The 16,614-nt window shown below is 47.6% G+C and carries 23 protein-coding genes, 1 tRNA gene and 1 pseudogene; 5 read left to right on the top strand and 20 right to left on the bottom strand.

What is annotated here, in order from left to right; translation table 11 throughout:
• Positions 1 to 3: 3 nt before the first annotated feature.
• From tkt to Q0380_RS03730, 4 genes are all read left to right on the top strand, one after another.
• Positions 4 to 1,932 (top strand): transketolase, encoded by a 1,929-nt coding sequence (gene tkt, locus Q0380_RS03745; RefSeq protein ID WP_298960312.1) that lies wholly within the window; start codon positions 4 to 6, stop codon positions 1,930 to 1,932.
• 27 nt (positions 1,933 to 1,959) lie between these two features.
• Complete coding sequence (locus Q0380_RS03740) at positions 1,960 to 2,370, top strand: GyrI-like domain-containing protein (RefSeq protein ID WP_298960802.1); 411 nt, start codon at positions 1,960 to 1,962, stop codon at positions 2,368 to 2,370.
• A 349-nt stretch (positions 2,371 to 2,719) separates the two neighbouring features.
• Positions 2,720 to 2,807: transfer RNA gene (locus tag Q0380_RS03735), tRNA-Ser, on the top strand.
• A gap of 35 nt (positions 2,808 to 2,842) precedes the next feature.
• Positions 2,843 to 3,391 (top strand): GrpB family protein, encoded by a 549-nt coding sequence (locus Q0380_RS03730; RefSeq protein ID WP_298960309.1) that lies wholly within the window; start codon positions 2,843 to 2,845, stop codon positions 3,389 to 3,391.
• A 407-nt stretch (positions 3,392 to 3,798) separates the two neighbouring features.
• Here Q0380_RS03730 and Q0380_RS03725 read toward each other — a convergent pair whose 3' ends face one another.
• Both Q0380_RS03725 and Q0380_RS03720 read right to left on the bottom strand, forming a co-directional pair.
• Positions 3,799 to 4,884 carry a threonine synthase gene (locus Q0380_RS03725; RefSeq protein ID WP_298960307.1) on the bottom strand — a complete coding sequence of 362 codons (1,086 nt, stop codon included), beginning with the start codon at positions 4,882 to 4,884 and terminating at the stop codon, positions 3,799 to 3,801.
• An 8-nt stretch (positions 4,885 to 4,892) separates the two neighbouring features.
• On the bottom strand, positions 4,893 to 5,279 hold the full coding sequence (locus tag Q0380_RS03720) for a RidA family protein (RefSeq protein ID WP_298960305.1): 387 nt from the start codon (positions 5,277 to 5,279) through the stop codon (positions 4,893 to 4,895).
• Positions 5,280 to 5,421: 142 nt separating this feature from the next.
• On the opposite strand from Q0380_RS03720, the gene Q0380_RS03715 reads away from it, so the two are divergent.
• Entirely contained in the window at positions 5,422 to 6,138 is a 717-nt protein-coding gene (locus Q0380_RS03715) for a PAS domain-containing protein (RefSeq protein WP_298960300.1), read from the top strand.
• A gap of 171 nt (positions 6,139 to 6,309) precedes the next feature.
• Here Q0380_RS03715 and Q0380_RS03710 read toward each other — a convergent pair whose 3' ends face one another.
• The 18 genes and pseudogenes from Q0380_RS03710 to rpsS all read right to left on the bottom strand — a co-directional run bounded on the left by Q0380_RS03710 (position 6,310) and on the right by rpsS (position 16,613).
• Positions 6,310 to 8,349 carry a sulfatase-like hydrolase/transferase gene (locus Q0380_RS03710; RefSeq protein ID WP_298960297.1) on the bottom strand — a complete coding sequence of 680 codons (2,040 nt, stop codon included), beginning with the start codon at positions 8,347 to 8,349 and terminating at the stop codon, positions 6,310 to 6,312.
• Positions 8,350 to 8,816: 467 nt separating this feature from the next.
• Positions 8,817 to 9,575 carry a type I methionyl aminopeptidase gene (gene map, locus Q0380_RS03705; RefSeq protein ID WP_297962895.1) on the bottom strand — a complete coding sequence of 253 codons (759 nt, stop codon included), beginning with the start codon at positions 9,573 to 9,575 and terminating at the stop codon, positions 8,817 to 8,819.
• Positions 9,576 to 10,841 carry a preprotein translocase subunit SecY gene (gene secY / locus Q0380_RS03700; RefSeq protein ID WP_295150643.1) on the bottom strand — a complete coding sequence of 422 codons (1,266 nt, stop codon included), beginning with the start codon at positions 10,839 to 10,841 and terminating at the stop codon, positions 9,576 to 9,578.
• A complete protein-coding gene (gene rplO, locus Q0380_RS03695; protein ID WP_298960294.1) occupies positions 10,841 to 11,242 on the bottom strand; it encodes a 50S ribosomal protein L15 in 402 nt (133 codons plus the stop codon). The genes secY and rplO overlap by 1 nt, the downstream gene beginning before the upstream one ends.
• Positions 11,243 to 11,254: 12 nt before the next feature.
• On the bottom strand, positions 11,255 to 11,698 hold the full coding sequence (rpsE, locus tag Q0380_RS03690) for a 30S ribosomal protein S5 (RefSeq protein ID WP_005868986.1): 444 nt from the start codon (positions 11,696 to 11,698) through the stop codon (positions 11,255 to 11,257).
• 15 nt (positions 11,699 to 11,713) lie between these two features.
• Complete coding sequence (gene rplR, locus Q0380_RS03685) at positions 11,714 to 12,070, bottom strand: 50S ribosomal protein L18 (protein WP_298083066.1); 357 nt, start codon at positions 12,068 to 12,070, stop codon at positions 11,714 to 11,716.
• 10 nt (positions 12,071 to 12,080) lie between these two features.
• Complete coding sequence (gene rplF, locus Q0380_RS03680; protein ID WP_298960291.1) at positions 12,081 to 12,617, bottom strand: 50S ribosomal protein L6; 537 nt, start codon at positions 12,615 to 12,617, stop codon at positions 12,081 to 12,083.
• Positions 12,618 to 12,694: 77 nt separating this feature from the next.
• On the bottom strand, positions 12,695 to 13,090 hold the full coding sequence (gene rpsH, locus Q0380_RS03675) for a 30S ribosomal protein S8 (protein ID WP_005868989.1): 396 nt from the start codon (positions 13,088 to 13,090) through the stop codon (positions 12,695 to 12,697).
• Positions 13,091 to 13,099: 9 nt separating this feature from the next.
• Positions 13,100 to 13,285 (bottom strand): type Z 30S ribosomal protein S14, encoded by a 186-nt coding sequence (locus Q0380_RS03670; RefSeq protein ID WP_005868990.1) that lies wholly within the window; start codon positions 13,283 to 13,285, stop codon positions 13,100 to 13,102.
• 1 nt (position 13,286) lies between these two features.
• Positions 13,287 to 13,832: a 50S ribosomal protein L5 gene (gene rplE / locus Q0380_RS03665; RefSeq protein WP_291938590.1), complete on the bottom strand. Its 546-nt coding sequence runs from the start codon at positions 13,830 to 13,832 to the stop codon at positions 13,287 to 13,289.
• Positions 13,833 to 13,834: 2 nt separating this feature from the next.
• Complete coding sequence (gene rplX, locus Q0380_RS03660) at positions 13,835 to 14,068, bottom strand: 50S ribosomal protein L24 (protein ID WP_005868992.1); 234 nt, start codon at positions 14,066 to 14,068, stop codon at positions 13,835 to 13,837.
• On the bottom strand, positions 14,068 to 14,436 hold the full coding sequence (gene rplN, locus Q0380_RS03655) for a 50S ribosomal protein L14 (RefSeq protein ID WP_005868993.1): 369 nt from the start codon (positions 14,434 to 14,436) through the stop codon (positions 14,068 to 14,070). The genes rplX and rplN overlap by 1 nt, the downstream gene beginning before the upstream one ends.
• Entirely contained in the window at positions 14,436 to 14,687 is a 252-nt protein-coding gene (gene rpsQ, locus Q0380_RS03650; protein ID WP_005868994.1) for a 30S ribosomal protein S17, read from the bottom strand. Before rpsQ ends, rplN begins: the two co-directional genes overlap by 1 nt.
• A gap of 9 nt (positions 14,688 to 14,696) precedes the next feature.
• Entirely contained in the window at positions 14,697 to 14,879 is a 183-nt protein-coding gene (gene rpmC / locus Q0380_RS03645; RefSeq protein ID WP_005868995.1) for a 50S ribosomal protein L29, read from the bottom strand.
• Positions 14,866 to 15,291, bottom strand: coding sequence for a 50S ribosomal protein L16 (gene rplP, locus Q0380_RS03640; RefSeq protein WP_005868996.1), 426 nt, complete (start codon positions 15,289 to 15,291; stop codon positions 14,866 to 14,868). Before rplP ends, rpmC begins: the two co-directional genes overlap by 14 nt.
• A 2-nt stretch (positions 15,292 to 15,293) precedes the next feature.
• Complete coding sequence (gene rpsC / locus Q0380_RS03635; protein WP_005868997.1) at positions 15,294 to 15,989, bottom strand: 30S ribosomal protein S3; 696 nt, start codon at positions 15,987 to 15,989, stop codon at positions 15,294 to 15,296.
• Between the two features lie 21 nt (positions 15,990 to 16,010).
• Positions 16,011 to 16,322 (bottom strand): annotated as a pseudogene (gene rplV, locus Q0380_RS03630) (50S ribosomal protein L22); the annotation flags it as partial.
• A gap of 9 nt (positions 16,323 to 16,331) precedes the next feature.
• Positions 16,332 to 16,613, bottom strand: a complete 282-nt coding sequence (gene rpsS, locus Q0380_RS03625) for a 30S ribosomal protein S19 (protein ID WP_005869002.1) — start codon at positions 16,611 to 16,613, stop codon at positions 16,332 to 16,334.
• Between the last annotated feature and the right edge of the window lies 1 nt (position 16,614).

Here is a 16,614-nt window from a genome sequence, read left to right as displayed (position 1 = left end):
AAAATGTCGAGCGAGCAGCTAAGTAAAATTTCAAACACGATCAAATTTCTAAGCGCGGATATGATCCAAAGCGCCAACTCGGGCCATCCCGGCACGCCGATGGGGCTAAGCGACGTAATGAGCGTCTTTATGAGCAAAGTCCGCCACAACCCCAAAAATCCCGCGTGGCTGAACCGCGACCGCGTCGTATTCTCGGGCGGACACGCAAGCGCGCTCGTGTATAGTTACCTCTACCTTAGCGGATACGATTTGAGCATGGACGATCTGAAAAGCTTCAGGCGCCTACACTCCAAAACCCCGGGCCACCCGGAGATCACTACCCCGGGCGTCGAGATCGCTACCGGGCCGCTCGGTCAGGGCGTCGCAAACGCGGTAGGATTTGCGATGGCCGCGAAATACGCCGCGCATCTGCTAAACGAGGAAGGAAACGAGATTATCGATCACCGCGTCTATTGCTTCTGCGGTGACGGCGATCTACAGGAGGGCATCAGCTACGAAGCGTGCGCGCTTGCGGGTAGACACAACCTCGATAATCTCACGATAATCTATGATTCTAATGGCATCACGATCGACGGCAGCACCGATATCGCGTGGTTTGAGGATGTGAAGGTGCGATTTGAGGCGCAAGGCTTTGAGGTCGCACGCATCGACGGGCATAATTTCGATCAGATAGAATTCGTCCTTGACGAGGTCAAAAACAAAACCAAGCCCTACCTCATCATCGCAAACACCACGATCGGCAAGGGCGCGCTCGAGCTTGAGGGCACAGCCAAGACGCACGGCGCGCCGCTTGGAGAGGAGCTGCTTGCGCGCGCCAAGCAAAGCCTGGGCTTTGATCCCGCCCAAAGCTTCGTCGTAAGCGAGGACGTGCTTTTTGCAACGCGGGCTGCGGTCGAGAAGGGCGATTTAGAGGAGCGGCTTTGGAAGGAGAAACTCGCAAAGCTAAGCGATGAAAAAAGAGTACTTCTAAACGAGCTTTTAAATCCCGATTTTAGTAAGATAGAATTTCCCGATTTTAGCGGGCTTAAGGTCGCCACGCGCGATAGTAACGGTAAAATTTTAAACGCCATCGCAAACGCGGTGCCCGGCTTTTTAGGCGGAAGCGCCGATTTGGCGGCGTCGAATAAGACCGAGCTAAAAGGCGGCGGCGACTTTCCGTGCGGCAAAAATTTACACTTCGGCATCCGCGAGCACGCGATGGCGGCGATCGGCAACGCCTTTGCGAGATACGGGCTTTTCATCCCATTTAGCGCGACGTTTTTTATCTTTAGCGACTATCTCAAGACGGGCGCTAGACTTGCGGCGCTGATGGGCTTGCGCCACTATTTCGTCTTCACGCACGACAGCATCGGCGTGGGCGAGGATGGACCTACGCACGAGCCTATCGAGCAGCTTAGCACCTTCCGCGCAATGCCAGACTTCTACACCTTCCGCCCCGCGGACGGCAACGAAAACGTAAAATGCTGGCGCACGGCGCTTGCTCTGAATGCCCCCGCGGCGTTCGTCTGCTCGCGTCAAGGGCTTGAGCCGCTACCTAAGGCAGTTTTGGGCGACGTGCAAAACGGCGCGTATCTGCTAAGGCAAAGCAAAGAGGCGCAAATCACGCTCATCGCAAGCGGCAGCGAAGTCTCGCTCTGCCTAAAAGCGGCGGCGATCCTGCAAGAGCAAGGCATCGGCGCAAACGTCGTAAGCGCGCCGTGCTTCGAGCTTTTGTGCGAGCAGGACGCAGATTATTTGGCGCAAATCCTAGAGCCGCAAACTAAAATTTTAGCCGTCGAAGCCGCAAGCGCGCTTGAATGGTATAAATTTGCAGACGCGGTACACGGCATGCAAAGCTTCGGCGAAAGCGGCAACGCAAACGAGCTATTTAAGCTTTTCGGCTTCACCGACGTAGCGATTGCTAAAGAGGCGAGAGAGCTTTTAGAGCAGTAGCGGAAAGGGTAAAATTTGAGCGAAAAAATCAAAATTTCATATTTAGACGGGTTTAAAATTTACGGGTTAAAAGCCCGTACGAAAAATGCGGACGAGCTAGGCGGGAGTGGTAAAATTCCCGCGCTGTGGGCGAAATTTATGAAAGAGTGCTATGACGGGCAGAACGAGATTTACGGTGTCTATTACGATTACGAAGACGGCGTCAGCGGGCTTTACGATATCTTTATCGGCACCAAAGCGCCCCGCAGCGACGAAGCCTTGGAGATCAAAAGCGGCAAATATGCCGTTTTTAGCTTCCCAAATGAGCCGCAAAACGTGGCAAAGTTTTGGAGCAAAATTTGGAGCTTTTTTGAGGCCGGCGAACTAAAAAGAGTGTTTGGAACAGATTTTGAGTTTTACGGCGGAGACGAGATCAAAATTTTCATCTCGGTTTTGTAGGGCGGCGCATAAAAATTTATAAACGGCGAGTGATTTTTCGCCGCCGCGATAAAATTTGCCCGCGAAATGCTAAAATTCCTTGCTCGCAAAAGCCGTGCAGAGAGTAAAACGCTGCTGTTTTATAAAATTTCATCCATAAAGCGGTAAAATTCCGTGCCCAAAACTACGCGCGCGAAAGCAAATTTTATGCCGAAAGCCAGGTCGTACCTTAAGCCATAGATTTAAAACAAAATCTAAATTTACGCCGTAAATTTCAACCCCCGCCCGCAAAATCAGGCAAAATTTCGCGCGGAATTTCATTTTTAAATCTGTTATTAAGCCATTTTTGGCTTAAATTACATTTTCATTCGGGTAGATGTCCGAGCGGTCGAAGGAGCGCGCCTCGAAAGCGCGTAAGGCGTCAGCCTTCTAGGGTTCGAATCCCTATCTACCCGCCATTCATTCAAATTTCACCCAATACTTTGGAGTTAAGATGAGCAATAAACTCCTTTCGATGAGCCTGCAAGAGCTGTGGCAGCTCTTTCCGATACGTCTCGTACCGCACGATCCGCGCTGGAGCGAATACTTTAGGCAGGAGCGCGAAATTCTGCGCGGCCTGCTGCGAGACCCCGGCGAGATCAAGATCCACCATATCGGCAGCACCGCGGTAAGCGGGATCTGGGCGAAGCCGATCGTGGATATTTTGATCGAATGCTCGGATATTGCCGCCGCCAAGCAGCGCCTGGTAGAGGCGGGCTATCTGCTAATGAGCGAAAGCAAGAGCCGCTGCAGCCTAAATAAGGGCTACACCGAAGCGGGGTTTGCCGAGCGCGTTTTTCACGTGCATCTGCGAAATTTCGGCGATGCGGATGAGATATTTTTTAGAGATTTTTTGCGGGCGAATGCGGATATCGCTGGGCGGTACGAGGCGCTTAAATTAGAACTTTGCAAGCGATTCGAGTTCGACCGCGACGCCTACACTGCGGCAAAAAGCGAATTCGTGCTTAAATTTACTCGCATCGCTAAAGAAAACTCGAAATAGCCGAGCGAATTTGATCTCTGCGTAGAGGCTCGCTCGCTAAAAGCGATAAAAACGACTAATTCCCTAAATAGAACGGAGGGTTTGCGCCGTGCACCGTGAGCTTATTTTTATAAAATTTTGACCATAATTTCAAATTTAAATGGCGCTCACTCAGCTATCTGTAGATAAAATTTTACAAATTCCGCCAGCGGCAAAGTCATCCACAAAACGCGCCGTATCATCGCATCACACCAAGGGTTAAGGCTCATTTCCGCGCTTTGGTACAAATTTAAATTTAAAAGCCTACGCATCGTTAAATTTTTAGAATTTCACCAAAAACAAACTCACAAACTCGCTAAATTTAAAACGGCGAAAATTTTAAATTCCTCACCGCTAGCTAGCCACACAAATCCGTCTGGCGCTTAAATTTAATGATCGCTCTTCAGCCCCGCGCCGCAAAGCGGGATGATGCTGTCTCCTTGCAGGTCGCGGCTCTCTTTGTAGCGCAGATACGCCGCGTAGGTAGCCGCGGTCGTGTGCTCGACGTAAAATCCGCCGCGCGCAAGCGCCGCTCTGGCAGGCAGTATGTCGTTCTCGCTCGCTAAGATCACCTCTCGCTCGCCCGCGTAGCTAGAGCCAAGAATTTCACTCGCGCGCATCGGTCTTGCGATCGCGATACCCTCCGCTAGCGTCGGCTGCGGCTCTATCGCTCGCGCCGCACCTTTGGCGTCAAAAAGCGGAGCGCAATGCTCGCCCTGAACGATGAAAATTTTCGGCAGCGCCTCGATAAGACCGCCCTCATATAGCTCGCCCAGCGCCGCTTGAGCGCCCAGCAGTAGCGTGCCGTTGCCTACTGGGATAAAGATATTGCACGGCACCCTGCCCAGCTGCTCGTAGATCTCATAAATGTAGCTCTTCGTGCCCTCGTAAAAGATCGGATTATAGACGTGGTTGGCGTAATAAATTTGCTCGCTCACGGCCTTTTTGCGGCACGCATCCGCCGTCTCGTCGCGGCTGCCGTCAAACACCGTGACGTGCGCGCCGTGGCTTTTGATCATATCGATCTTTTTAGGAGACGTGCCCTTCGGGACGTAAATTTCGCACTCGATGCCCGCGCGAGCGCAGTACGCCGCCACGGCGTTGCCCGCGTTGCCGCTGGAGTCTTGTAGCACCTTTTTCACGCCGATATTTTTGGCGTGCAGCACCAAAACCGCCGCGCCGCGGTCTTTAAACGAAAGCGTAGGCATCGCGTAATCGAGCTTAAGATAGAGGTCTTCGCCAAATTTTACGCTCGCCGTGAGCCCCTCGCCCATCGAAATTTCTCTAAATTTAGCCGTATCGATGCCCATAAACCTGCGGTATCTAAAGATGCTAAACTCGCTTTGATCTACGAGCGCGGGGTTAAATTTAGGCGCATCGGAGTTTAGCTTATACAGCCCGCCGCAGTCGCATTTATAGCTCAAAGTATCGATGGGCGCGTGCTTGCCGCAGCCCGTGCAGATGAAATCGCTCATTTTCGCTCCTATTTTTTCTCTTTTATTTTTGCGACAGCCTCGATCTCTACGAGGCAGCCGAAGTGCAGAGCCGTAGTCGGCACTACGACGCGGGCGGGCTTATGCGCGCCGAAAAACAGCGCGTATTGCTCGTCGATCACGTCCCAGTTCTCGACGCCCGGCGTATAGATGCGGCACATCCGCACGTCGCCTTTATCTGCGCCCGCGGCGGCCAGCACTGCCGCGACGTTGCTTAGAGCCTGGGCGGTCTGCGCAGCAAGACCCTCTGGGATGGCCCCCGTGCGCGGATCCACGCTTAGCTGCCCCGAGACGTAGAGCGTGCCGTCGTCGTCTAAGATGCCCGGCGCATAATGCGCCTTTTTCGGCGCGAAGTCGGTTGGATAAATTTCTTTCATTTAAGCTCCTTTGTATATAAAATTTTATATAATTTTACTCTAAATTTATTAAAGATATATAAATATTTCTATAAATTTGCAGAAATTTTAAAATTTAATCTAAATTTATAGATTTTTTTATATGAAATTTCAGGAGCCCGAATTGAACCAACTTTTGCAGACCTTTATACCGACTGCACACCTTATTAAAAATACGATCGGCGATTGCGAGGTGGTCATCCACGATATGAGCACGCCGCAAAACTCCGTCGTTTTCGTCCTCGGCGACGTAACGGGCAGGAGGATCGGCCAAAGCTTCGATCATCTGGTAAAGGACGTGTTGTTAAGCAAAAATTTTGAAAACGACTGCACCGCAAACTACTACTTCACCGCGCAAAACGGCAAGCTCATACGCTCCTCGACTTCGCTGATCCGTAGCGCAGACGGCAAAGTAATAGGCGCGCTATGCGTAAATATCGATACTTCGAGCGCTATGGCCGCATACAAAGCAATAAAAGATCTACTGCCGAATGCAAAGCTCGATAGCAATGAGCTGCAGGGCGCAAATTTTACTGACGGAAGCTGCAATAGCGCGGCATTAGATGAAGTGAGCTTTAATGACGGCGTAAATTTAGAAACGCAAAGCTCTAACGATTCGCAGCAAAATATCCTTGACATCGTCCAAGACCTGATCGCATCGGCTACGCACGATCTGGATGTGGAGGGGATGAAGAAAGAGGATCGAAAGCGCATCGTAAAATTTCTCGCGCAAAAAGGGATTTTTGAGGTAAAGGGCGCAGTGGAGCTCGTCGCAAAGGCGCTTAGGACGCAGAAAGTCACGATTTACTCATATATGGATGAGGTAAAAAAGGAGAGCTAGCCGCAGCGCATAAATTTGATCTCAAATTTAACAAACGTTGCGCGTCTTTTTATCAGCGTAGCCATATGGGGTGGCGCAAATTTTAATCTGAATTTGATGAACCGATCAAAAGTGTGATGCGCCAATTCCTAATTCATGCAGCTGTAGCGCAATAAAAGCAAAACTCATCTGTTACTCGAACTCGTAGCCCTTCGTATTCTTTAATTTCTCGTCATAATCAACTCCGTTAGCAATTCGCTTGCGCGAAGCATTGAAATCCGCTCGTATCGGGCTTTTGCGCTCGTCAAACTCAAGTGGCGCGACACCGATGATATCTGCTAGCAGATGTGCCAAATCATCGCTCATAAAAGGCTTATCTTTCGCCGCAGCTAGCCTCTGCCATAGTTTAGCGTGATCGCTCAAAAACTCGCGAGAGCCTATGAAAATTAGCGGAATTTCGTAAGTAAAGCGACTCTCCATGCCGTGCCCAAGGCGTCCATTTTCGTATAAATTCTCTCCGTGATCGCTAAGATAGACGATGAGACTGTCATCACCCAAAAAAATTTTAAAAATTTCATTTATGACAAAATCGTTGTAAAGCACGCTGTTATCATAATATGCGACGACATCTTTCTGCTTGGAAGTAAGTTTTGCCTTTACATCCGCCGCGCTAAACTTGCCAAATCCCTCAGGATAGCGCAGGCTGTAATCCATATGGCTACCGATGAGATGGATCACGTAGAAATTTCGCTCGCCCTGCCCCGTTTTCGCCTGATTTATGAGTGGAAGCAGCACTCCGTCAGGCTTGATGCGGACGGTTTCATAAAGATTACTCTTTGAGAGGAAGGATTCCGCGTCCGCGCGATCGGCAGCGCTTTTAGCGCTTAACGCATGTGCGCCGAAAGCCTCTTGATTGCTGATCCAAAAGGTGCGGTAGCCGCTTAGCTTAAACATATCGATAATGCTAAGGTTGCGAAACCACGCCCTTTTGCGCTCGCTTTCGTAATCGCTGAAATTTAAAAGCCGCATCAGCACCTGATTAGTCGTGCCGTAAGGCGAGATTGTATCGCTAAATTTTATCAGATTGCCGCTTGCTTCGAGACCCTCCAAAAGCGGCGTATTTTTAACGCCGTAGCCGTAGAGCGACATATGCCCGCGCTGCAAGCTCTCGCCGATTATTAAGATGATATTTTTGACACGAGACTTTTGCAAGGCGGGGTTTATAGCAGCGTCAGTGGTTTTGGAATTTGAAATCGCGCCGGGGCTTTGTGGTACGGAATTTAAAATCTCGCCGGAGCTCTGCGCCATAGCGCCCAAGGCAGACGTAGAATTTAAGTTTGCGCCGGAATTTTGCGCCTGGGCACTTGATGCGGGCGCGGAATTTTCAGACGTGGAGCCCGAGGCGGCGCCTTGCGGATCTGAATTTGCGCCGCTCTTTAAAACGCTTTCGTTCGCGCGCTTGGCCTCGTCATATCCGAGCTGCACTTCGCGCATATCGGTGATGAAATTTTTATCGCTCAGATAGTCTTTTATCGTAAAGGCAAACTCCAGCGGGACGTATTGCGATAGCTTGGTTATATAGCCCTGCTTGCCCTGGGAAGCTTTGATGGCGATATCTGCGCAAAAGATCGCCCCGTAGATAAGATAAAGCGCTGCTAGCAGCAATCTTAGGCGGCTATGCGTTTGCTCCCTCTTTCTCTGCCCTGCTCTTAACGCCACGAAAATGCAGCCAAGCAACGCCGCTAGATATAAAATCGTCGCAGGGTTAAGAAACTGCAAAACAAACTCGCGCGTCTCGGCTGCGTCGGTATGCACAAGCGCATCGATCGCCACGACGTTGAAGCTTGAGTCGAAATTTACGATCAAAAATAAAGCCACGCTCGCAATTAGCGCAATTAGCGCCAATAGCACGAATGAAACGAGCTTAAAAAATCGGCCGCTAAGCAGATAGCAGAGGTGAAAGATGAGCAAATTTATGATGAATACCGCCGGGAAACTCTCGGCGATGTAGGCAAAGATGGGGCCGTTAATCTGATAATGTATCTTAGCCCAGCAAGCGAGCAAGCATAGCGCCGTGCTAAGCCAAAACGCTCTCCATACGGGACGTTCGCGCAGCGCAGCAAAAAAGCCGCGGTCGATTTTCATAAGCAAGCGCACTACGAGCTTGCCCGCTTTCGTCCGCGCTATAAGCCCGCCTATATTTGCTAGCGCTACATAAAATTTTTCTCTCATTTTATATTCCCTGCCTTGTACGAAGAGACGCGACGACGCGCACTCTGCGTAGTGTGACACATTTTCGCTTTAAAATCAAGGCGCAATCTTAGCCGCTTAAAGCTTTGAGCTTGCTTACTTGCGCGCCTTTACGCTTCAAATTTTGCGGCTAAATTTTAAAGATACGGGCGGGGGTTAGAATTGGACGGCGGAATTTTGAGGCTAAATTTTAATTGAAAGCGGATCTAAGAGCGAAGCTACAAAACGAGGCTTTAAAAACAGAAAGCATGAGCTAAAATCTCGGCTTTTAAAATTTCTAGTGCGATAGGTTTCAAAAGGCTTTTGGATAAAAATTTATGCATGAAGCGGCTGAGGTAAAATTCCAAGACGCGAGCAATGTAAAATTGTCGAAAGCTAAGCGCAGGCGGAATTTCTCACCGACAAAGTGAAAAATTTTAACTAGCTCAAGTCGCCTTTTGTGCGAAAATCTATGCGATGCTTAGGACTTCTACCTTGTCGTCGAAAACAGCCATGCAGTGCTCATAGTGGCTAGTGCGAAGTCCGTCCTTGCTTCTCGTGCTCCACTTATCCTCGGCGATGACTGGCGTACCGTCCTTTTGGCAGATCATCGGCTCGATGCAAAAGACCATGCCGTTTTTGATTTTGGGGCCCGATTTTGGATTGTTGCCCTCCAGATAGTTTGGGATCTCAGGCTCTTCGTGCGGGTGCTTGCCGATGCCGTGACCGCAGAAGCCGTATAGCGGCACGAAGCCGCGCGCGCGGATAAATTTCTCGATCTCGAAGCTTAGCTCTTTGAAGTGCATCCCTACCCTGATCGTTTTGATGGCAAACTCCAGTGTATCCTTACTGCATGCGATGAGATCTTCGTCGGCTTTTGAAATTTTACCGACGGGCAGAGTGCGTGCGCTGTCGCCGAAATATCCGTTTAGTTTCGAGCCTAGATCGACGCCTAAGATATCGCCCTCTTGCAGGATCGTTTCGTCTGGGATTCCATGGATGATGACTTCGTTTAACGAGAGGCAGGCGGCGTTTGGAAAGCCGTATAGCCCTTTAAAAGCCGGGTACGCACCCTTAGAGGTGATGAAATCGTCGATCTTCTTATCGACTTCGAGCAGGCTAAGACCCGGCTTTATGAATGAAGCTGCATAATCAAGGGCCTGCGCGACGATCCTATTCGCTGCACGCAGCCCCTCTAAATCTTTTTTTGTTTTAAGTAAAATCGCCATTTATAGCCCGACCGCGCTTAGGGTCTGATATTTGTTCATATAGATCTGCGCTTCGATGCGTCTCATCGTATCAAGAGCGACGGAGACGACGATCAGCACGCTGGTACCGCCGAAATAAAACGGCACGCCCATAAATTTAACGAGCAGCCACGGGATCACGGTTACTAGCCCGAGATAGATCGAGCCCCAGAATGTAAGGCGGCTAGCAACTTCGTTTAAGAAGCTCGCCGTTCCCTCGCCCGGACGAATGCCCGGGATAAATCCGCCCTGCTTCTTTAAATTTTCGCTAATATCCTTGGAATTAAAAGCAATTGACGCATAAAAATAAGCGAAAAATATAACTAACACAAAGGTCAAAAAGTTAAAGAAGTAATTGCTAGGGCTTAGGAAATCGTGGATCTTTTGGATGATTGGATTGGTGCTTGCCTGTAAAATTGTAGTCGGAAACATCAAAATCGCGCTTGCAAAAATAGGCGGAATGACGCCACTTAAATTTAGCTTGATCGGCACGTAATTCATAATGCGCTTGTTTTGATTCGCCATCAATACCTTGCGCGAAAACGATACCGGAATTCTGCGTTCGCCTAGCTCCACATATAAAATTGCACCGATAGTAGCCAGGATAATTAGCACGATCGCGATTAGCTTTAAAACGTTCATCTCGCCGGTATTTACTAAATTTACGGTACTTCCGATCGCTCTAGGGATGGCGCTAACGATACCCGCAAAGATGATAAGGCTGGTGCCGTTACCGACACCGCGCTGCGTAATCTGCTCGCCGATCCACATCAAAAGCATGGTGCCTGCAAGCATCGAAATGCACGAGATGAAAACAAACTCGTTGGTATTCTCCGCCATTATCGCAGGCGCTCCGGTTTGTCCGTGGATGCCCTGTAAACCGATGCTAACGCCGATGGATTGAACCATAGCGATTGCGATGGTGGCGTATCGGATGATCTGCATATATTTCTGCATACCGTCGCGCTCTTTTTTGAGCTTGCCTAAATTTGGGAAGGTCGCGGCGAGCAGCTCCATAATGATCGAAGCGGTAATATAAGGCATAATGCCTAGCGAGATAACGCTGAATCGCTCCGCCGCGTTACCGCTAAACATATTAAACATTCCAAAAGCGTTGTTGCTATTGTTTTGAAAAAATTGCTTTATAACCTCAACGTCCACTCCCGGAACCGGCACGTAAGCTAGCAACCTATAGGCAAAAAGAAAGCCCAAAGTAATGAGAATTTTGTTGCGTAGCGATTTATTCATTATTTTTGTCCGCTAAATTTTACGTTCTCGTCTTTAATCTTGCTAGCGAGTGCTTTTGCGTCTACGCCGATCAGCTTGATCTTTTTAACGGAATTTGAAATTTTATGAACCGACTTGATGCTTTCGACCGTGATCTCGCTAAGATCTTTTATGGCTTCGATTTTATCGACATTAATCACGTAAGGTTTTTCAAATTTAGAAGTAAAACCTACCTTTGGAAGCCTTCGCTGAATCGGCTGCTGACCGCCCTCGAAACCTCTTTTTTCATGAGAGCCGGTGCGTGCGGTCTGACCTTTGCCACCGCGACCAGCAGTTTTACCCAGGCCGCTTCCTTGACCACGACCCAAGCGCTTAGTAGCGTGAGTCGAGCCTGGGGCTTTTTTAAGATTTTCTAATCCCATCTTTTATCCTTGTTAGTGTTTTAACATACTAAGAGCTTTCATCGTAGCTCTTACGACATTTGAGGAGTTATTCGAACCTAGCGATTTAGTGAGGATATCTTTAACACCCGCAAGCTCTAAAACCGGGCGGACTGAACCGCCTGCGATAACGCCGGTACCTTCGCTCGCCGGCTTAAGTAAAATTTTGCTCGCATTGTATTTAACTTCGATATCGTGAGTGATAGTAGAGCCATTTAAATTTACCTTGATGATATTTTTAAACGCATCGTCTACCGCTTTTTTAATCGCGTCGGGAACCTCTTTGGACTTACCAAAACCGAAGCCTACCAAGCCGTTTCTATTGCCTACTACGATAAGAGCCGTAAACCTAAACCTTCTACCGCCTTTAACGACCTTCGTAACCCTACCGATATTGACGATTACCTCTTCAAATTCTTCTCTATTATACTTTTCCACAATCATTCCTTTGGGTTATAGTTTGATGCCGTTTTGGCGTAGCGACTCGGCAAAGCTTGCGATTACGCCATGATACAAATAGCCGTTGCGATCGAAAAGCGCCTCGGAGATACCTTTATCCTTTAGCTTGGAAGCCAAATCTTTAGCTAGGCTAGCCGCACCCTCTTTGTTCGCCTTTAAATTTAAAACCTTACCGCTGCTGGCGCACAAAGTCACGCTCGCTACATCGTCGATAGCCTGGGCGTAGACGGTTCTATTGGATTTGAAAATAGAAATTCTAGGGCAAGATGCGACGCCTGAAATTTTAGCGCGAATTCTTCTTTTTCTCTTGATTCGTAAAGAGATCTTTCTTTTTAATACGTTCTGTGTCATTTCTCAACCCTTATTTCTTAGCTGTTTTTCCGGCTTTGCGGATAATGCGCTCTTCAAGATACTTAATACCCTTGCCTTTATATGGCTCAGGCGGTCTGAATCCTCTGATCTCGGCTGCCACTTGGCCTACTTGCTGCTTGTCGTCGCCTTTGATGGTTACGACGTTTTTATCTACGGAAATTTCAATCCCCTTTGGAGATTCAAAATTTATAGGATGCGAAAAGCCTAAATTTAGCTCAAGCACCTTGCCCTTCATCGCGGCTCTGTAGCCGACACCGTTGATTTCAAGCTGCTTTGAAAAGCCCTCGGTAAGACCAAGGACGATATTGTTAGCTAAAGCGCGGTATGTTCCCCAATACGCTCTACTCTGTCTATCCTCGCCCTTAGGTGAGAATTCTATCTTTCCGTCTTCGATTTTTACATCGACATGACCTTTTAAATCAAGCTCTTTTTCGTTATTTGATTTTTTAAATTTTAACGACGAGCCGTCGATTTTGACCTCTAAGCCGTTTGGAATAGAGATCGGTTTTTTACCAATTCTTGACATAATTTTCCTTTTTATTTGTCTAGGGTATGTCTACTTTTACGAATGGATACCACAATGCCATAAAAAGTAGAAACTTCTTACCAGATCGTGCAAAGCACTTCGCCGCCGACGCCAGCTTTGTGTGCGTCGATACCGCTCATAACGCCTTTGCTTGTGCTAACGACGACGGTTCCGTAGCCGTTTTTGAAGCGCTTGATCTCGTCTTTGCCTTGATATACGCGGCGACCCGGAGTCGAAATTCTTTTAACTTCGTTTATCACGCTCCTGCCCTTTTCGTCGTATTTAAGCACTACGTTGATGATCTTTTTATTGTTTTCCTCTACTACGTTGTAGCTCTCGATATAGCCCTTCTCGGCTAAAATTTTAAGCATAGCCTCGACTACGTTTGAGTGAAAAAGCTTAGTCGTATCTAGTCTTCGCATCGCAGCATTTCTGATGCGAGTTAATCCATCTGAAATAAGATCGTTAATCATCTCTTCTCCTTACCAGCTTGCTTTTTTAAGACCCGGGATCAAGCCCTCGTTTGCCATCTTGCGAAGGCAAACGCGACAAATTCCAAAATCTTTATAAACGGAGTGCGGACGACCGCAAATTTGACATCTGGTATATGCGCGAGTGCTAAATTTAGCGGGGCGTTTCGCCTTGGCTACCATTGATTTTTTTGCCATATCATTTTCCTTTTGCAAAAGGCATGCCGAATAACTCTAGCAATTTAAATGCCTCTTTATCGTTATTTGTAGTCGTTACGACGGTTATATTCATACCGTGAGTTCTTAAAATTTGATCGTATTCGACCTCAGGGAACATCAGCTGCTCTTGCAAACCGAAGTTATAATTGCCGCGTCCGTCAAAGCCCGTTCTAGGTAGTCCTCGGAAATCCTTAACTCTAGGAAGCGCGATAGAGATCAGTTTGTCTAGGAAGGCAAACATCTGCTCTTTTCGTAACGTAACCATTATGCCTACCGGGAAACCTTCGCGCACTTTAAAGCCGGCAACCGATTTTTTTGCATTGACGATAAGCGCTTTTTGGCCTGCGATCAGCGAGATAGTATCGGCCATATTTTGAAGCACCTTTTGATCTTTGCTCGATTCGCCCGTTCCTACGCTGATAACGATCTTTTCAAGCGCCGGGATAAGCATAGGATTTTTTATATCAAATTCTTTCTGCAAAGCAGCTCTGATGGAATTAGCGTATTTATCTTTTAGTCTGCTCATAATCAACCCTCTACCAACGCAACGTTTGAAATATCCATAGGCATCTCTTTGCTCGTAAAGCCGCCTTGCGGATTTTGCTCGGTTGGTTTGATAGCCTTTTTAGCCATTTTACAACCCTCGACGATAACTTGAGCTTTTTTAGGAAACACTGCCTTGACGGTGCCTGTTTTGCCCTTATCGTCACCTGCGATGATCTTTACCTGATCGCCTTTTTTAATCTTAAATTTTACTGCCATTATAAAACCTCCGGAGCCAGCGAAACGATCTTCATAAAACCGCCGTATCTGACCTCTCTACCGATAGGACCGAAAATACGAGTGCCGATCGGCTCTTTTTTTGAATCCAAAATAACAGCTGCGTTCTCATCGAATCTAATTAGCGAGCCGTTGCCTCTGTGCAACTCTTTAGTCGTACGAACGACTACGGCTTTTACTACTTGACCGCGCTTAATCTTGCCGTTAGGGAGCGCTTTTTTTACAGAGCAAACGATAATATCGCCGATTGTGGCGTATCTTCTTTTGCTGCCGCCCAAAACTTTAATACACATAAGTTCTTTTGCGCCGCTATTATCAGCTACCGCAAGTCTGGTAAAACTCTGTATCATTATTCAACTCCTGTTTTCAAAACCGCTTTTAAGCGAAACGATTTTCTAGCGCTTAGCGGTCTGCACTCGATCGCAGATATGGTATCGCCGATCTTTACGACGTTGTTCTCATCGTGGATCAGATATTTTTTAAATCTTTTTACGATCTTTCTATATCTAGGGTGCATAACCCTTCTTTCTACCAAAACGGTAGCTGTTTTATCGCCCGCCTTCTTTACGACTACGCCTTGAATTTCTCTTTTAAATGCCATAACCTATCCTTATTTCGCTTTAATAGCGGTGTTGATTCTAGCGATATCTTTTTTGATAGCGCGAATCTCGTTAGGATTGCTTAGCTGCATAGTTTTTAGCTTTTGTCTAGCCGTAAATAAAAGCAACTTACTTTGTTTCAACATAGAATTTAGCTCAGCTAAATCTTTATCTTTCAAATCAGTATATTTCATTTTCGCTTTCCCTACTTACGATTTTCGTTTTAAAAGGTAGTTTATGAATCGAAAGCATAAGCGCCTCTTTAGCAACCTCTTCGCTAACACCGGTCATCTCGAAAATGATCCTGCCCGGTTTTATATTCATTACCCACTCTTCTACGCCGCTCTTACCCTTGCCCATACGAGTTTGTAGAGGCTTTTTGGTAAGCGGTTTGTCTGGGAATACCTTAATCCAAATTTTAGCTTGACGATTCACGAAGCGCGTCATCGCGACACGAGCCGCTTCGATCTGGCGAGAATTTACCCTGCCCGCCTCTACCGCTTTGATACCGAAATCGCCGAACGTCAAGGAATTTCCTCTCGTCGCGTAGCCGCGATTGCGACCTTTCATCATCTTGCGGTATTTTGTTCTTTTTGGCATCAACATAACTATTTACCTCTTCTTGGTCTGCGTGTTTTTTTAGGCGCATCATCGGTCTTTTCAGCCTGGATGCCTTTTTGTAAAATTTCACCCTTAAAGATCCAAACCTTAATGCCGATATTACCGTAAGTCGTATGCGCTTCGGCAAAGCCGTAATCGATCCTAGCCCTTAGAGTATGAAGCGGAACGCGTCCCTCCAAATACCATTCGGTTCTAGCCATCTCGGCGCCGCCTAAGCGACCTGCGACGCAAATTTTAATTCCCTTTGCACCTGCTTTTTGAGCGCCTTGGATGACTTTCTTCATAGCGCGGCGGAATGCAACGCGGCGCTCTAACTGCATAGCTACGTTTTCCGCAGCCAAAAGTGCGTTCGAGCCTACTTTGCGCTCCTCTTTGATATTGATCGCTATGTCTTTATTGACTAGCTTAACGACTTCGCTTCTTAAATTTTCAACCTCGCCGCCTTTTTTGCCGATGATAATACCCGGTCTTGCGGCTACGATCGTTACGCGAATTTTCTTAGCCGTTCTTTCGATAAGAATTTGGCTAATTCCCGCATAATAAAGCTTGGCTTTTAAAAATTTGCGAATCTTGTAATCCTCGCCGATACTCTCGGAAAGCGTCGCTTTAGAAGGGAACCATCTAGACTCCCAATTTCGATTAATTCCTAATCTTAAACCGATCGGATTTACTTTCTGTCCCATTTACGCTTCCTTCTTACTTGGTTTTGCTACTTCGACGATGATGTGCGAAGTAGGTTTGCGGATACGACTAGCCGTACCTCTGGCGCGCGGACGAAATCTCTTAAGCACAGGACCAGCATCCACTCGGCAGCTTGTAACTACGACCTCTTCAGGCTCAAAGCCGCCGTTTGCGACCGCGCTTGAAATCGCCGTCGCGATATATTTCGCACCGCGATTAGGCGTAAATTCCAAAGTGGCAAGGGCAAATTCCGCATTCATGCCTTGAATTTGCTTCGCGATAAGTCTTGCTTTTGTCGGCGAAAGGCGGACAAATTTAATAGTTGATTTACTCATATTCTATCCTTACTTGCCGATCTTTTTCTGGACGGAGCCTTTGTGGCCCTTGAAAGTGCGCGTAGGAGCGAACTCGCCTAATTTATAACCGATATGATGCTCGGTGACGTAAACCGGGATAAAATTCTTTCCGTTATGAACGTTAAACGTAAGTCCGATCATCTCAGGCACGATCGTGCTTCGTCTCGACCAAGTCTTGATCGGTTTATTATCGCCGGCTTTCTTTGCCGCAACGACTTTTTTCATTACGTGATCATCTACGAAAGGACCTTTTTTTAGCGATCTAGCCATT

Source organism: uncultured Campylobacter sp. (genome assembly GCF_937959485.1).
GTDB lineage: Bacteria > Campylobacterota > Campylobacteria > Campylobacterales > Campylobacteraceae > Campylobacter_B.
Note: the sequence above shows the minus strand (reverse complement) of the source record. Positions and strands in the feature narration are given on the sequence as shown.

Coding starts and splice junctions, on each gene's coding strand:
- tkt (WP_298960312.1), top strand. CDS start 4: ATGTCGAGCGAGCAGCTAAGTAAAATTTCAAACACGATCAAATTTCTA.
- Q0380_RS03730 (WP_298960309.1), top strand. CDS start 2,843: ATGAGCAATAAACTCCTTTCGATGAGCCTGCAAGAGCTGTGGCAGCTC.
- Q0380_RS03725 (WP_298960307.1), bottom strand. CDS start 4,884: ATGAGCGATTTCATCTGCACGGGCTGCGGCAAGCACGCGCCCATCGAT.
- Q0380_RS03720 (WP_298960305.1), bottom strand. CDS start 5,279: ATGAAAGAAATTTATCCAACCGACTTCGCGCCGAAAAAGGCGCATTAT.
- Q0380_RS03710 (WP_298960297.1), bottom strand. CDS start 8,349: ATGAGAGAAAAATTTTATGTAGCGCTAGCAAATATAGGCGGGCTTATA.
- map (WP_297962895.1), bottom strand. CDS start 9,575: ATGGCGATTTTACTTAAAACAAAAAAAGATTTAGAGGGGCTGCGTGCA.
- secY (WP_295150643.1), bottom strand. CDS start 10,841: ATGAATAAATCGCTACGCAACAAAATTCTCATTACTTTGGGCTTTCTT.
- rplO (WP_298960294.1), bottom strand. CDS start 11,242: ATGGGATTAGAAAATCTTAAAAAAGCCCCAGGCTCGACTCACGCTACT.
- rplR (WP_298083066.1), bottom strand. CDS start 12,070: ATGACACAGAACGTATTAAAAAGAAAGATCTCTTTACGAATCAAGAGA.
- rplF (WP_298960291.1), bottom strand. CDS start 12,617: ATGTCAAGAATTGGTAAAAAACCGATCTCTATTCCAAACGGCTTAGAG.
- rpsH (WP_005868989.1), bottom strand. CDS start 13,090: ATGATTAACGATCTTATTTCAGATGGATTAACTCGCATCAGAAATGCT.
- Q0380_RS03670 (WP_005868990.1), bottom strand. CDS start 13,285: ATGGCAAAAAAATCAATGGTAGCCAAGGCGAAACGCCCCGCTAAATTT.
- rplE (WP_291938590.1), bottom strand. CDS start 13,832: ATGAGCAGACTAAAAGATAAATACGCTAATTCCATCAGAGCTGCTTTG.
- rplX (WP_005868992.1), bottom strand. CDS start 14,068: ATGGCAGTAAAATTTAAGATTAAAAAAGGCGATCAGGTAAAGATCATC.
- rplN (WP_005868993.1), bottom strand. CDS start 14,436: ATGATACAGAGTTTTACCAGACTTGCGGTAGCTGATAATAGCGGCGCA.
- rpsQ (WP_005868994.1), bottom strand. CDS start 14,687: ATGGCATTTAAAAGAGAAATTCAAGGCGTAGTCGTAAAGAAGGCGGGC.
- rpmC (WP_005868995.1), bottom strand. CDS start 14,879: ATGAAATATACTGATTTGAAAGATAAAGATTTAGCTGAGCTAAATTCT.
- rplP (WP_005868996.1), bottom strand. CDS start 15,291: ATGTTGATGCCAAAAAGAACAAAATACCGCAAGATGATGAAAGGTCGC.
- rpsC (WP_005868997.1), bottom strand. CDS start 15,989: ATGGGACAGAAAGTAAATCCGATCGGTTTAAGATTAGGAATTAATCGA.
- rpsS (WP_005869002.1), bottom strand. CDS start 16,613: ATGGCTAGATCGCTAAAAAAAGGTCCTTTCGTAGATGATCACGTAATG.